General features: G+C 34.6%; 14 protein-coding genes. 5 read left to right on the top strand and 9 right to left on the bottom strand.

Annotated features, from left to right (window positions below; genetic code table 11):
* Window positions 1-41 precede the first annotated feature (41 nt).
* Entirely contained in the window at window positions 42-467 is a 426-nt protein-coding gene (tnpA, locus tag J2Y60_RS00960) for an IS200/IS605 family transposase (protein WP_309912643.1), read from the top strand.
* Window positions 468-524: 57 nt separating this feature from the next.
* Window positions 525-959 (top strand): hypothetical protein, encoded by a 435-nt coding sequence (locus tag J2Y60_RS00955; RefSeq protein WP_309912645.1) that lies wholly within the window; start codon window positions 525-527, stop codon window positions 957-959.
* Here J2Y60_RS00955 and J2Y60_RS00950 read toward each other — a convergent pair.
* The 7 genes from J2Y60_RS00950 to J2Y60_RS00920 all read right to left on the bottom strand — a co-directional run bounded on the left by J2Y60_RS00950 (window position 934) and on the right by J2Y60_RS00920 (window position 8,670).
* Window positions 934-1,692: a glycosyltransferase family 2 protein gene (locus J2Y60_RS00950; protein WP_309912647.1), complete on the bottom strand. Its 759-nt coding sequence runs from the start codon at window positions 1,690-1,692 to the stop codon at window positions 934-936. The two genes, J2Y60_RS00955 and J2Y60_RS00950, sit on opposite strands and share 26 nt — an antisense overlap.
* The gene (locus J2Y60_RS00945) at window positions 1,689-2,951 is read right to left on the bottom strand and encodes a glycosyltransferase family 4 protein (RefSeq protein WP_309912649.1); all 1,263 of its coding nucleotides are present in this window, start codon (window positions 2,949-2,951) and stop codon (window positions 1,689-1,691) included. Before J2Y60_RS00945 ends, J2Y60_RS00950 begins: the two co-directional genes overlap by 4 nt.
* Before the next feature lies 1 nt (window position 2,952).
* On the bottom strand, window positions 2,953-3,759 hold the full coding sequence (locus J2Y60_RS00940) for an FkbM family methyltransferase (protein WP_309912652.1): 807 nt from the start codon (window positions 3,757-3,759) through the stop codon (window positions 2,953-2,955).
* Window positions 3,760-3,934: 175 nt separating this feature from the next.
* Window positions 3,935-5,146, bottom strand: a complete 1,212-nt coding sequence (locus tag J2Y60_RS00935) for a glycosyltransferase (RefSeq protein ID WP_309912654.1) — start codon at window positions 5,144-5,146, stop codon at window positions 3,935-3,937.
* Between the two features lie 124 nt (window positions 5,147-5,270).
* Window positions 5,271-6,773, bottom strand: coding sequence for an oligosaccharide flippase family protein (locus J2Y60_RS00930; protein ID WP_309912656.1), 1,503 nt, complete (start codon window positions 6,771-6,773; stop codon window positions 5,271-5,273).
* A gap of 22 nt (window positions 6,774-6,795) precedes the next feature.
* Complete coding sequence (locus tag J2Y60_RS00925; protein ID WP_309912658.1) at window positions 6,796-7,740, bottom strand: glycosyltransferase family 2 protein; 945 nt, start codon at window positions 7,738-7,740, stop codon at window positions 6,796-6,798.
* 9 nt (window positions 7,741-7,749) lie between these two features.
* Window positions 7,750-8,670 (bottom strand): FkbM family methyltransferase, encoded by a 921-nt coding sequence (locus tag J2Y60_RS00920; RefSeq protein ID WP_309912660.1) that lies wholly within the window; start codon window positions 8,668-8,670, stop codon window positions 7,750-7,752.
* A 304-nt stretch (window positions 8,671-8,974) separates the two neighbouring features.
* Here J2Y60_RS00920 and J2Y60_RS00915 point away from each other — a divergent pair, with 304 nt between their 5' ends.
* The 3 genes from J2Y60_RS00915 to J2Y60_RS00905 are packed head-to-tail and all read left to right on the top strand — an operon-like array spanning window position 8,975 to window position 13,338.
* Window positions 8,975-10,225 (top strand): gliding motility-associated C-terminal domain-containing protein, encoded by a 1,251-nt coding sequence (locus J2Y60_RS00915; protein ID WP_309912662.1) that lies wholly within the window; start codon window positions 8,975-8,977, stop codon window positions 10,223-10,225.
* A 45-nt stretch (window positions 10,226-10,270) separates the two neighbouring features.
* Complete coding sequence (locus J2Y60_RS00910; protein ID WP_309912664.1) at window positions 10,271-11,587, top strand: hypothetical protein; 1,317 nt, start codon at window positions 10,271-10,273, stop codon at window positions 11,585-11,587.
* A complete protein-coding gene (locus J2Y60_RS00905; RefSeq protein WP_309912666.1) occupies window positions 11,584-13,338 on the top strand; it encodes an OmpA family protein in 1,755 nt (584 codons plus the stop codon). Before J2Y60_RS00910 ends, J2Y60_RS00905 begins: the two co-directional genes overlap by 4 nt.
* Before the next feature lie 84 nt (window positions 13,339-13,422).
* Here J2Y60_RS00905 and J2Y60_RS00900 read toward each other — a convergent pair whose 3' ends face one another.
* Complete coding sequence (locus J2Y60_RS00900) at window positions 13,423-13,881, bottom strand: hypothetical protein (protein ID WP_309912667.1); 459 nt, start codon at window positions 13,879-13,881, stop codon at window positions 13,423-13,425.
* 205 nt (window positions 13,882-14,086) lie between these two features.
* Entirely contained in the window at window positions 14,087-15,634 is a 1,548-nt protein-coding gene (locus tag J2Y60_RS00895) for a hypothetical protein (RefSeq protein WP_309912669.1), read from the bottom strand.
* Between the last annotated feature and the right edge of the window lie 134 nt (window positions 15,635-15,768).

Raw genomic sequence — 15,768 nt, 5'->3', positions numbered from 1 at the left:
GCCTTGCTAATAAAAGTATACACCCTCAATAAAAATATGCAATGACAGGAAATCTAATCTATATCTATGTCCATACTGTCTGGACAACAAAACACCGAGAGCCCTGTTTACACAAATCATTTCGGTACAAACTATTTGAGCATATCAGAAACCATGCTCATAATAAAAACATCCAACTTGAAATAATCAATGGAGTGGAAGACCATTTACACTGTCTTTTCAAGATGAAATCGACTCAAACAGTAGCTGAAATAATCAAAGTTTTAAAAGGAGAATCTTCCAAATGGGTAAATGAATCTGGATTTGTGAACAATCATTTTCAATGGCAAGATGGCTATGGTGTATTTTCTGTTAGTCCACAAAATGTAGGAAAAGTAAAACGATATATTTTTAATCAAGAAAATCATCATAAGGTTAAAAATATAGATGATGAATTCTTTGAAATGATTAATTTGCTGGCTGAATAAATATATTTCATTTCTATTAGCTGGCGACTTCAGTCGCCAGTAAAAAGTTTAAATTCTATGCGTCTTTTCCAATCCGAATCCGACATCGAAACCCTAATCGAAAAATTTAATACCTGTACCTTACCAGCAGATGCTTGGACGCATGAAGCCCATTTAGCAATGGGCGTGTGGTACTTGCGCCAATACAACCTTACACAGGCAATGTTATTGGTTCGTCAAAGGATTATTCTATTCAATAGTTCGGTGGGGGGACCTGTAAGTTTTGAGAGAGGTTATCATGAAACCCTTACTTGGTTTTGGCTCAAGACCGTTGATGCATTCTTAGATAGATTTGGTAGAGATAAATCCTTAATAGACACTTGCAATGCTTTTTTAAGTAGTGAGTATGCACTACGAGACAGAGCTTTGTTATTTTATCAAAAAGAAGAAGTATTATCCTTAGAAGCCAGAACATTTTTGGTAATGCCTACCAATACTTCCCTCCCTTTTTAATGATTAATTTTACACCACGGATAGTAATGAGAACATGAGCCCAAATAGCGCCCAATAATCCAAAATGTTTTTTGAGTACATCGTAGCGGTCTAATAAAGAACGTTTTAATTGTTTGTTGGAAATCCCTCCTACCAAATATTTGGCTACAACAGTATCTAAATACTGTATTTTTTTAGCTCTTTTTAAACATTCTATCTCCCAATCAACATCGGCGCTCAGGTTATTTTCTAAGTAAAATGGGGCTATGCTCCTACGGGTTATAAAAGCTTGATGACATACCAACATACCCAAATTCATATCTTGCCATTTAAGGTTTTTAGGCAAACGATGAGGTGTAATTTCTGAGCGTAACCCTTGAATATTCCCGTTCTCTTCTACAAAATAAGTATCTCCGTAAAATACATCTGCCTTAGTATCTTCCAAAGCCTGCATAAAAGTCGAAACCACTCGACTATCATTAATTTCATCACCCGCATTCATAAACCATACAAAATCGCCTGTGGCTAGTCGCAGACCTTTATTCATCGCATCGTACAAACCTTTATCAGGCTCAGACACCAAAAGATTTACTCTTTCTCCATAAGATTTTGCAATAGCCAAAGTAGCATCCTTAGATTTTCCGTCTATGATGATATACTCAAAATCTTGATTGGTTTGTGCTAAAATGCTTTCGATTGTCCTAGTTAGAAACTTCTCGGCATTATAAGTTATCGTGATAATACTTAGTTTCATTGTAATGATTCGTATAAAGCCTTGTATTGTTTGGCAACTACTTCTTCGGCATAATGCTCAACTACTTTCTGCCTTGCTTTTTCACAAATAGTGGCATAATCTGCTTGAAACAATGTCCAATAAATTCCTTGGGCAAGTTCTTCAGCAGATTTGAATGTTGCTAAATAGCCATTCTCTTGGTGAGTAATCATTTCTGGAATACCTCCTGTGGCAAAACCAACTACGGGCGTAGCACAAGCCATAGATTCCATGATGGTATTAGGCAAATTGTCTTCTAAGGACGAAACCACAAAAACCGATGCTGCTGAATACGCCAAAGCAATTGTAGATAAGTCTGATAGCTTACCCAACACATTTACTTTGAATGGAAGGTTGTCAAAATCGGATGCTTGGGCTTGTCCAAAAATAATTAATTCAATGGTATTTTTATCAACCGAATACTTCTCTTGCAGAATCTCTAATGCTTCTTTGAAATAGACAAATCCTTTTCGAACATCACTGATTTTTGCAGCAGCAAAAAGGATATATCGCTTATTGCTATCCAATTCAAAATGCGATTGTGCTACAGCTTTAGGTGAAGGCTTAAACAAATTGGTATCAATCGGATTGGGAATGGATATAATCTTTTTACCTTGTAATAAAGTACTTGTTCGTGCTATGTCTGCTAGCCAATCACTACAAGCAACGATGGTAATATTGGCATCTTGAAAAATCTTTTGTTTGGTTTGCCAAACTTGATGAGAGAGATCAGTTGGAGAAGGATTTTTGAGAAATTGAAAACAATTACCACAACTGTTTTCATAATTGTGACAGTCTCTTGAATAATGACAGCCTCCCGTAAAAACCCACATATCGTGTAAAGTCCAGACGATAGGCTTTTTAGTTTCAATAAGTTTTTGGATAGCACTTAGCGAAAGAAAACCAAAATTTATCCAATGCAAATGGATAATATCTGTCTCTTGAATCAACGAGTGTTGACTAATATCAACCCCAATCTTTGCCTGAGAGAAGATAAATCTTACTGCTTTTGATTTTTCGAACAAAGCAAACTGATAGCGGTCTAAAGCAAACCTAGCTAGGGCAACTTTCTTTAAAAACCAATTGGGGGCTATTGTTTCAACATTAGAGGCATTCCCTTTTTTGTCTTGTACAAGCATCTTTGATAATAAGCCATTGCCATTTAAGGCTTTGTTCAGGCGAGAGGCTGCGATAGATGCTCCGCCAAAAGTATCAAATGTGCTTAAAATCGTGATTTTCATATTATGGACGATAGCCAAAAATGTTTAATTGCAAATCCATTAAATCATTGCCTTTGTAACGATGATTGATGAGAGGTTGTGTGCGGTCTTGAGCAGAATTGATAAAGTATCTAAAACCATTGTTAGCCATGATATTCAATATTTCTCCTAATTCCTGTGCTTGTTCTGGGAATGCATGATATTCAATAAAGATATTTTTCACATGCTTTAGCGAATCTGCACAGTCTTTCAACACGGCTGTTTCTGCTCCTTCAATATCCATTTTCAGCATATCAACACTTGGTGTTGCATCAAGTACATCTTTCAAGCGAAAAGATGCAACTTTTACTTTCGCTCCTTCACCATAAATAGACGCACCATCCGAGCCTTCAGAAGCAAATTCAATTCCTTCGTTGTCAATCCAAACGGCTTTGTTAATTACTTCTATATCTGAAAATCCATTCTTATTGAGATTTGCCTGTAAGATTTGTGCAATTTTTGCATCTGCTTCAAAAGCCGTAATCTTCGCATCGGGATACTGTCTTTTGAAAAATGCACAGCTCGAACCAATATTCGCTCCGCAATCTAATATCACTGGCTTTGCAGAGGTAGTATTGAATTTATAAAACTGCTCAACAAAAATTTCTTGAAACTGGAAAAGGAAAGACATACAGTCGGGTACTTGAAATGTCATCCCTTGAAAAGTTATCTCACGCGCTTCATAGCGTTTTACATCTCCGTACTTTCTGAAAAGTTTAAGTAATTCTCGACTTTCAGGTGTTCTGAAAGCATGATATGGGCCTTTTAATATGTATTTTAAAACAAACATTTTAATATGGTCATCAGCGGTCGGCGTGGGGCTTTCAGCTTTTCTTTGATATTTTGTGTATAGTTTTTTACCCGCTGATTTTTAGAGATTTAAACCGCTAATTTTCGCTGATTAGTTAAAAGCAATTTATTAACTCAATAATTAATTCAACGACTTACACCTGATTGCTAACAGCTTAAGACCGACAGCTTTCAAACGCTCTTTGGTAATTTTTAATTACTACATGAATGTTGACTTCATCTCTGATAATTTGTCCAGAGTTTAGTCCCATTTGACGAGTTTTTGCTGGGTCTGACAAAAGTACGGCTAATTTTTCAAATAAATCATCTGCATTCCCATCGTCAAAAATATAGCCATTGTAGCCATCTCGTACTAATTTCTTTTCTGTTCCATCCGCTACGGCACAAACAATTGGTTTATCAAAACACATAGCATCGTTGATTGACAAACCGCCCATCCCAGCCAACACATACACTAAAGATGCATTAAAGTATTGTCCTAGTTCTGTCATTTTATACACACCGCCCGTAAAAACAACTTGCTTTTCGATGCCTAAAGTGATGGCTTGTTGTTTAAGATTTTCTTCTTCAGGACCAGTACCCACAATGACTAATTCAGCGGTAGGAAACAGTACTAAGAGTCTTTTGAAAACATCTATCAGCATATCAACCCTTTTCCACTTTACCAATCTACCCACATGCAACAATCGTAAAGGATTTTCTGGCAAAACCGTATTGATTCCTTCAATTTTAGCCTTGTCTGCTAAAATCAAATCGGTATCTGGAGAATTATAAATAACAAAAATCTTTTCTTTGGGTACTCCATAACTGCCAAATATTTCATAAGCCTCTTCGGTATAATCTACGTGAGCATCTACCAAATTAAAGGCTCTTTTGTATGAATATTTTAGCAAAGTATATTTTAATTTAAAAGCCAAACTGTTTGGTTTTAAATTAGTTTGCATCGTTTCAGAGGCTACTCCACCATTGGCATAATAATCCAGTGCTTCTTTAAATTTGGGGATATTAAATGGAATCTCCTTTAAAATCAACTTGATTCCCATGCTTCTTATTTTCCAAAGCAAGAATGGATTATACACAAAAGCCAGAATATACGGCCAAATCGTAACGATTACATCAGGACGTTCGGCTTCAATCGTTTCAATAAAGTTTTTGAAGAAAGGTTTTCCCCAAAGTGTTTTGTATTCTTCTAAGAAATGTACTTTGAATTCAATGCCATCTAAGGTTTGATGTACGCCAGAGCCAACGGTCTTTCCACCACTTTTAGGAGCAATCACAACGATTTCTTGTCCTTCAATACGATTCAAACGATTGAGTACCAAGTTATAATAATGTGGCAAGCCACCGAAAGTAAATAATATTTTCATTTTTATGGTTAGTGATTGGTGATTAGTACTTAGTGATTAGATGTGCTAACAATAAATCTATATTTAGGTTATCTGTTTTATATTTAAAACAAGACAGACAAAGTCCATTTTTAATCACTATTTACTAATTACCAATCACTTTACGAAACAAAGATTCTACTGTTCTATTTAAATCTTCTGAAATTCTAAAAAATAAAACTCCTCCGCCAAAAACAATCGTGATACAAATTGATTTGATGGCAATGTTTACAAAGCTCATCCAAATGTCCCCTTCAAAGCTCGGAATCAATAAAGTAATGCCGTAAGTAAGTAATCCCAACACAATGGTTTTGACGGTAGCCAAACTAAAAGGCTGTAATTGGAGCTTGTGTTTAATAAAGAAAAACTTCACCAAATTATACACTACTACAGAAACCAACATCGCCAAGGCCGCACCATTATAACTATAAATTGGGATAAAAATAAGGTTGACCAACAATAACACAATAAAGCGAATGATATAAAACCCAAAGTCGTATTTATAATAAGGAGAGTTTTTTAAAATTTCAGAATTGAGTCCCGTAGCCATATCGAAAACACTATATAAACCCACCATCAACACGACAAATTTTCCCTGACTATATGTTGCTGCATTGGGAATAATTTGAAAAACTTCATCGATATTCGTCCAAATACCAAGAAATAAAAAGCCTCCTACTATCAATAAGTTCAAGGCAGACTTTTGATAAATTTCTTCGATGTGTGCTAAATTATTATTCTTCCAAGATTCCGCTAAAAGGGGTTCACTGATAGAAGCAATAGCATTTCTGGGAATAGCTATTACCATACCGATGCTTGAGGCAATAAAGAAAATGGCTGTGCTATCTAATCCACCTTTATAGGCAGGAAGCATCAATTTTTCAATATTAGGTAAAATAGTTGCTGTTGCACCTCCCAAAATTGTCCATAAGCCATACATATACATTTCTTTAAAAATTGGTTTCTTCAAGAAACTAAAGTCGAAACGAAGATAAAGCTTACCTAAGATTTTGATATAAATTAATAGAAAACAGATATTCAAGCAATAGACCAACATAATTCCGTTAATCAATTGGTCGAAAGTAATGAACTTAAAACCAAAAAGTAAGGCTAAAATTGAATTAGAAGATTTTAGGAAAATTTCTCGGAGGATAGTCGGTACTACAATCCGCAAATGTACTTTACTGTAGGTTTCTAACGTAGAGGTATATAAAAGGAAAAAGGTGATAAAGGGCAAATACCAATAATATTGAATCAGCAAAGGCGAATTGTCCATATAAACAGACTGGAAGACACTCTTTACTCCTACATAAGCCATTAAAAACAAAACAAAGCCTACTAATGGAGCGAGCAGTAAATAGCCCAAAAAGCCATTATGTTGTTTATCAGGGTCAGAAAATCTACTAAAAAACCTTACTCCTACATGGGGCGTTCCTAAATTTGAAAAAGCAGCAAATACCTGTGGAAAACCAATCAAGGCAGTATATAGTCCTAATTGCTGAGGTGATAAAAATTTATTATAAAGAAACAAAACATTGACCGTTCCGATAATTACTCCGACGTAAGTAACGATTGAACTTTTGATGCTTTGACGTATGACGATGCCCATATAAAAGAATTAAACAACAAAATTATTTCGAGAACCCCCGTTTATACTTTTGTCTTGATGAATAGAGTTGAATAAACTTAATCTTCAAACCCAATCCGATAATGAGTATTTGCCAGCTTCTTTTCCAAGATTGCTGAGCAATTTGTGTTATAATGCTAGTTAACCATAGTGCTTGAAATTTCAACATGGCTTTAAAGAATCCCCAACGAACATTTTTAATCAAAGCCAAATACTGTCCGTAAAACTGCATTTTTTCAGAATAACTAAGCCCTGCTTTATTAATGCTTTTTGAACGATTTTCACGGGCATGAACAATACCAGCCTTTGGAACAAAGCCGATTTTATATTGATGAAAAAGCGTACGATTGACAAGGTCGACATCTTCGCCATACATAAAAAAATCAGGGTCGAATAATCCTATTTTCTTAAAGGCATCTACATTTAATAACCAAGCAGCTGCATTAATAAATGGAATCTCATAGATTTCCTGCTTTTTATCAAAAAAAGTATCTGAAGCCCATCGCCAGTTTTTAGACGTTGCCAAGTACATTCCAAAACCTTCATCCAAAGCTGTTTTAGTAGAGTTGTAATGTATAGGACTAATAATTCCATAGTCAGGATGTTGCTCTGCTACTTGTAACAAACGCTCAATACAGTCATTTTCAATCAGCCAAGCATCTTGGTTAAGTAAAAAAACAAATTCAGCATTTTGTGCGATGGCATACTCAATGCCCAGATTGTTAGCCCTCCCAAAACCAATGTTTTCAGTTAATTCAATCAGTTTTACATGAGGGAATTGTTTTTTAATTAATTCTTTTCCTTCTTGCTGAGGTGAATTGTTATCAACAACAATAATTTGTTGTTTAAAGGCACTATTATCAAAACTACTTAAACAGCGTTCAATCCATTCTATTCCATTATAATGAACGATAATGACCCATGTATTTTTATGAATGATAGCTCCCATCTTCCTAAACTACGCCTTCAACAAGCCTAAGTTTTTAGCAATCTCTGGGCGACAAATCAAATAGTTCGATTCGTCTGTAGCAATAATACTTTCTTGTAAAGTAGTTGTACCATCTTCGTCGATGCTGTAGAATAAATAATCACAACCCTTTAAAATTTCTTGAACTTGTTTACCCAACGCATCTGTAAAGATTTCGATTAATAACGTAGGTTGAAACTTTTGTAAATACTCACCCATCCCTCGTAAGGCTTCTGGCTCGTGCATTTCAACATCCACTTTCATCAAATCAATATTACTGATATTATTTGCTTCTATATAATCCTTTAGTGTTGTCGCCTTTACTTTTGCCTCAAAGCGAGTGTCTTTGTGCGTGGCATGACGAACATCAGAGAAATCTTTGTTCAACGTAGCACTATAGTTATTGGCTTCTGGAATATCATACAATGTAAGCTCTCCAGTAAAGTCGGAAACGGCCATCCATTCAGCCTTTACATCATAATTATTCAGCTTACAATTGGCCACATACTTTTCATGCGTTCTTTTCACGGGTTCAAAACCAAATACTTCTGCCTTTGGATTTACACTTTTTGTTAATAAAGAGTACATTCCCGTGTTAGCACCTACATCAAAAACAACCTTAGAGGTTTTTGATAGCTGTGTCCATAATCTTAAAGAATATCCTTCACGTCCAACGCCCAAGCCTACCCAAAATAAGCCATCTTCAATAATAAAGCCGTGAGTATTGTAATGATTGATGTAGAAAAATTTATCATTTTCTACTTTCACTTTAAACTTTCCATCAAAAAAAAGATGACGATATACAGATTTTGAAGGAATATAGACTGTTCTGATAAGCTCAAATAGTTGTCTTTTAAAAGGGATATGCTGATAAATTGTTTTCAGTACACTATTTTTGTTAATTTGTGTCATCTTTTAAGGTTCGTTATTGTATCTAAGGCAAAGTTACAGTTTTTAAGATAGCCCCAAAAATTTGATTTTACTTGACCCTAAATATTATATTAATTATTTGAGAAAACTTGATAGATGCATTAATCATCACAAAGAAAATATTTAAATATTTGTTCATCTACTTGATATAGCAGTATTCTATCTGAGATAATAATTATTTTAATAGTAAGTTAATTGCTCTTCTTTTTTAGTATGTTTATTTAGTAAAGTATTAAAAAATAGGATAAAATATAGCTCCCACAGAATCCGACTCATAAGCTTACTCATGAAAAAAGTTTTTTACATCTTATTCAGCTTAATTCTATTTTCCTATTCAATTATTGGTCAAGTTAATTTAAAAAGTGGACTAGTAGCTTGCTATCCCTTTAATAGTAATGCAAAAGACGAGTCTGGAAATGGAAATGATGGTACTATAAATGGTGCTACTCTAACAACAGATAGATTTGGAAATGCTAGGAGTGCTTATAACTTTAATGGGAGTAATCAATTTATTGAGGTTTCTGCCAATAAGTTTAAAAATAACAATTACAGTTTCTCTATTTGGACAAATCCTGACGAAATACCTTTTATAAATAACTATAGTTATCCTTTTTCTATTGGTGGACCAGGGGGAGATCAATCTTTAGACTTTAGTAATTCAGCTTATAATGCTACAGGATGGACTTTTGGAGGATATCTCATAGGCGATTCTCGAGTTCCCTTTTGTCACCAAGGATATCTACCTACAGTTCCAGCTTGGTTTCATATTGTAGGAGTGAGAGATAATAATACTATGTATTTGTATGTCAATGGTCAATTAGTAATGTCTGAAAATACAGGAGGATTCATGCCATCTTATGGTAACAATACTAAAGTTACCATCGGTTGTCGTTCATCGTTAGTACAGTTTTTTAAAGGGAAAGTTGACGATATTCATATTTACAACCGCCCACTTAATGCTGCCGAAGTAAAAGCTCTTTATAATGGCAATACACCGCCTATAATTACTATTACTAGCAATAGTGCTGCTCCTTGTGGAGGAGATAAAATAACTTTTACGGCAAATGGGGGTAGTACAACTTCTACATACTTGTGGAAGATAGATGATGTAACTCAATCATCAAAATCAAAGGCGCTAGATTATACTTCCCCTAAAAAAACGGGAGATTATCAAGTAAAAGTAGCTGTAGAAGTAACTGATGGAGAACCTTGTTTCCCTCAAAAGCCTTCAAAAAATGAACAAACTTTTATCATAAAAGAGTGTATATCATCTGATAAAATACTGATTCCGAATGCTTTTAGTCCCAATAGCGATGGCATTAACGATACTTGGGAGATATATGGAATTAAAAACAATGCTGATGTTATTGTAGAAATATATGACCGTTGGGGAGAATTAATTTTCTATTCTAAGGGATATTCTACTCCATGGGATGGTACTTATAAAAACAGCCCCCTTAGTGAAGGAACATATGCTTATGTGGTAAAATCAAGTAATGATTTAATATTTAAAGGTGCTATCTTACTAGTAAGATAGTTTTTATTGTACGTAATTATTGTAATATTTTTCTATTAATCACTAATGAAAATTTCTGAGAACGAGCCTTTTTTGAGTTCTTTTGAGCTTAAAACTTTTGGTATTTTTTTTATTGTACTTTCTGTCTTTTATACATTATTGATAACTCAATGGAATTACACACAAATATCAGATTTTAAAAACTATTATGATGAATCGCTTTTGTATCTAACAATGGGCAAGATGTCTAAACAGTTTCTTTTCTTTCAAGCTCCGGGCCATCCATTTCTGATAAGTAAGGTTTTTAGTATATTTGATTCATCCAACCCTTCTCTGATACAGTTCCTTAATCTTTGCCAATACCTTATTGCCATTGTTCTTACACACCTAAGCTTTAAAACGCAGTTGTCATGGATAAAATACCTTGGAACCATCAGTCTCTCCATCTGTGTATCCTACCTAAGCTTAATGGGCTTTTTAGCGGCAGAGTATAATTTTTTATTCTTTTTTGTGTTGGGTAATTTTCTATTAATCAAGTATTTGCAAAAAGGAAATTCTTTTGGTATTTTACCAATAACTTTTTTACTTTTATCAATTGCTTGTGTTTTTGGAATAGCTCAATTTGTTCGTCCACTGAGTTTTTATTATTTACTCTTTTTCGGAATAGGGGTAGCTTACTTAAAGTGGTTTAGTCCAAAAACGAAACTTTCAATGATACAAGCAACACTTTGGCAATATGTACTTGTCTTTATAGTATTCTTAATTGTTTCGATAGGTTTATATCACAATATATCGGGGAAATGGGCTTATCAACCTCCACAAAATGGTCTTTGGAGCATTTATGTAGGGTTTAATGCCAAAGCCAAAGGAAGCTATAATGCTGACGACATTACCCAATTCAAGAAAATTGCAGAACCGTTTGACTGGAATGGTGAAACTTTACGAACCATATTAAAACCAAAAGCTATTGAAAGAATCAAGGCTAATTGGCTAGAAAACATTCGTCAATCTCCACAGCGAGCAATGCGTTTATTAGTACCTTATTTTACCTCTTATTGGTTTTTTGCGAAAAGCGTTCCGCCTAATACAAATCCTATTTGGAATTTATTACTCAAAGCTATTTTTATGTTATCAACGCTTACTGTGTTAGTCAGTTATCTTAGTAATGGCATTTATCTTGTTAAACTGTTTAGAAAAAAGCAATTAAATTCAGTAGAAGTATTCGCATTTTGTGCTTTATTCAGTGCTTTTTTATATATTTTAATTCATGTTTTTTGTTTAGAAATCCAGCCCAGATATGCCGCACATTTGGTATTTTTAAATCTTTGGATTTTGCCCTTAAGCCTAGAAAGTTTCATACAACCAAACCAAAAATTTCAATGAATCGTCTTAACTCATTACTATTTTCTATGATGTTGTTACTGTGCAATATCTCTATGAATTTTGCCCAAGTACGCCGCTCATTAGGTCCTCCTGTAAACCATCCTACCTTTAATGAATATGCCCCTTCTATCAGCGCCAACAACAAAACAATGATTTTTGAAACCGACCGTGCTGGTGAGGGAAAATGGGAATTGTATTATACCACAAAAAATGAAAAAAACAGATGGACTCCCCCAAAGCCTATTGTTAATATCAACAAAATAGGGAAAGACAATGATTTGATTGGTGGGCCTTCTATTACCTATGATGGTAAGACTTTATATTTCTTTGCCTCTTTTGAAGGCGGTCAAGGCGATATGGACATATATTCTTCTTCATGGAATGGCACAGATTGGTCTGAACCAAAGCCTGTAAGTACTAATATCAATACCAAAGCTTATGAAGGTTTTCCTTCTGTTTCGTCTGATGGGAAATCAATGTATTTTATCCGTGACAATTTTTCTAAAAGAAAGGATAAGGCTTTGTGTTATACCATCTGGGTATCTAAAAAACAAGATGATGATACATGGGGTGTAGCCGAGAAACTCCCAGCACCCATCAATATGGATTGCGAGAAAGCTCCTAGAATAATGGCTGATAACCGTACATTGATTTTTAGCTCTGTTCGTAAAGAAGGCGTTGGTGGCTTTGACTTGTACCAATCTTTTCAAGAAGATGATGGTTCGTGGAGTACGCCTATCAACTTGGAATACATCAATACCGAGGAGGATGACCAATTTGCCTCTGTTTCTGCCGCTGGCGATTTAATGTATTATCATACAGCAGGTGATATTTACACCGTAACGATTCCTGATAAATACAGAAAATACAAGCTAGTAACGGTTGATGGAAAAGTGATAGATGCCATTACGAAACAGCCAATCGCTACCAAGTTGACTTCAAAGAGTTCTAATGTAAAAGAAAGGGCTATTAATACGGTGGTGGATGCCAACGGATTGTTCTCTATTATTTATCGTGTAGGAAGCAAATATGACATTACTACGTCTCCATTGGCTGATTATTTACCCTACCGTGGTAAAATGGATATGACTAATGCTAAAGAAACGGATAATATCGAGAAGAATATTGAGTTAATTCCAAAGAAATTAGTCTTTCAATTCCAATTATTAGACAAAGACACGAAGGCTATTCTGAAAGACCCGAAAGTAAAAGTAATGGATGCCGAAACGAAGCAACTATTAGAAGTAAAAGTAGATAAGGATATTGCTAGTGTTACTCTTGAAATTGGAAAGCCTTATAAATTTGCCGCCAATGCCTTAGGATATGCCTTTTTCTCTCGTGCATTCAAGCCTGATACAGTGGATGCTTTCCGCGATCGTTTGAAGAAAGTGCCGTTGGCAGTGTTGAAGAAAGATGTGGTAGTTCAATTACAGGATATTACTTTCGAAACTGGCAAGGCTGACTTAAAGCCTGAATCTGGTGAAGAATTAGATCGTTTGGTGACGTTATTGGATGGTAATAAAACTATTAAAGTAGAAATTTCGGCTCATACCGATGATGTTGGTAATGACGATACGAATTTGAAGCTTTCAGAAAAAAGAGCAAAGGCTGTAGTTGATTATCTAACAGCAAAAGGTATCAAGGCCGACCGTATGACCGCCAAAGGCTATGGAGAAACCCAACCGCTAGTGCCGAATGATACTGATGAAAATAAAGCAAAAAATAGAAGGGTACAATTTAAAATCAATTAATTGTTGTCGCTATTTATAAATAAAGTCCCTAGCATGTTTTATAACGCTAGGGACTTTGTTTTTATCAACCTGCCGACCTTAAAATTATTTATTGCCTCCTCCGAAATGATACCCTACTCCTAACCATGCCCTGAAAGTACCCGCTGTTCCGTCATAATTCACATAAGGGCTTAATTCAAAGTTAATGCTTACTTTTGGTGTCTTTTCAAAAGGATACGAACGCATTCCTATACTTCCAAAATAGCCTTTTACGACATCTTTATTATCGACAAGGGCTGCTACAATGCCTAAGTTTACCCCGCCACCAGCATAAATATTGGTGTTTTTAGTATAGCCAAGATTAACCATCAAAGCTGGTTCTGTATTCAAAGATGAAATAAATGAGTTCATCTGAAAACGGAAATCCATCCAAATAACTTTTGTAGGATTGGTAGCCACAGAAAGTTGATTACTAAAAGGATAATAGCTGATAGCTTGTGCACTAACTTTTTGAGCGAAAAATTGTAAAATAAAGATTATTAAAAATAGCTTTAATAGTTTCATGAATTCGATTGTTAGGTTCTGATTATTTATTCTGTTAGTATGTTTTATTTTTCTATTTATTTTCCCGCAGATATTGCAGATTAAAACCGCTGATTTTCGCAGATACGCATTATCAGTAAAAATCAGCGTAAAAAATCTGTGTAAATCAGCGGGTATAATCGTTACAACTAATGTTAACGAAACTCAACTCAAAACTCCCAACTCCTCAGTATCCTAATTCATTCAAAGCGGCTTTTGCTTTGTTATCTATAGAATTTTTGTACTCGTGTTTTTTATACGATATAGCTTTTTCAAAATAGCTTTTTGCCTTTACCTTCTCTCCTTTTGCCTGATAAATATAGCCCAGTTGCAAGGCTGAACTAGCGCCAAAAGATACGGTCTGCTGTTCAGATAATACAATAGTACGTTCATAAAAAGGAATTGCTTGCTGAATATTGTTTGATAACTGCAAAATTCTTCCTTTTCGGTAGTTAAATTCCATTCGGTCTTGAATTAATTCAAAATTACCCTCAGAATATTTTTCTAAAATTGCCAAAGCTTTATCGTAAAAACCACCATCACAAGCCAAACGAGCTTTCATCAGTATTTTCTGACTAATAGGTTTTTTAGGGTTATCTGCTAAATAATTTTCGGCAAATTTAGTAGCGGCTTTGTCTGCTTCTACAATGTTTTCTCCAGAAGCCTTCACTCGCTCTAAAAAAGCTCTTCCTTTCGCATCTTCATTATTCAGCCAATAACAAAGGAATATTTTATAGTAAGTATCTTTTACAAAGTTAAAGCCTTTGTATCGAGGCAAAAAATTTTGAAAGCCTTTTGATGATAATTGGTATTGTCCCTTTTGCAATAAAATATCGGCTTTAAGATATTCCAGAAAAGGAAATGCTACATATTCGTTTCCTTCTGGACAGTTTTCTAGGATATTATATGCTATCTCGCTTTTACCTTCTTTCATTAAAGTAGTAGCACCCAAAAACTGGAATAATAGATTATCTTGATGGTGATGGATAAACTGCTGGAACTCATTGAGTTTTTTTGAATTGAATTTTAAAATATAGGCATGTACAATATAATCAACCAACTGTGCTTCTGCACTAAAAATACTGTCTTTCTGGATAACATGTTGGATTTCACTTAACCCTAATTTTACATTCCCTTTTAGCCCAATTAGTTTAATAACCCACTGGTAATTTTCAGGAGTTGAGCCAATTAAAATATGCAATAAGCCTAATGATTTTTGATTGGGTAAGAAATCTGGAAATTCTTTAGCATTGGCTTCCAAAAGCTTGTAGGCTTTGATTATTTCCCAACTGCCTTTTGTTTCATGCCCGAATTTTAATTTCACAAAAGCGCTATGTAAGTGTATTTCTGCTTTTAGAAAACGTTGGTAGGGAGATTTTTTGTCTAGACTTTCGATAAAGTCCAATCGCTGGTCTTGATTATCAATGAATTTTTCATAGAGCGATTTATCTTCCGTAATCATTAATTCTACTAAATCTGCATAACTCTTCAAATAGGGATTTATTCCATTGACGGTCTTATCGTTTGCCAAAATACTTCTACCATTTGCAAGCTTCAATTTCAAAATTTCTGAATACGCCTTTTGCATAGAGGCATTCATATTGAAGTCTGAGGATTTACCTTGAAAAGAAAACAATAATATACTTATCCCAAAACACAGGTAAATGGTTCTGGAAATACGTTTAGCAAACCAATTGGAGAAAGTATCAGAGAGGTTCAAAGAGGTTTGTATCATTATAATAAGTTTATTATTGTACAAACGAAATTTATGCAATAATATTTAATGGCTTTGTCTGCTATTATACTCAATAATCATTAGTTAGTGAATATGAAAAAAGCCCATAACTACTATGTTACGGGCTTTTTAGA

Source organism: Arcicella sp. BE140, from assembly GCF_031456255.1.
GTDB lineage: Bacteria > Bacteroidota > Bacteroidia > Cytophagales > Spirosomataceae > Arcicella > Arcicella aquatica.
The sequence above is the reverse complement of the archived record's forward strand: the minus strand, read 5'-3'. Positions and strand labels throughout refer to the sequence as shown.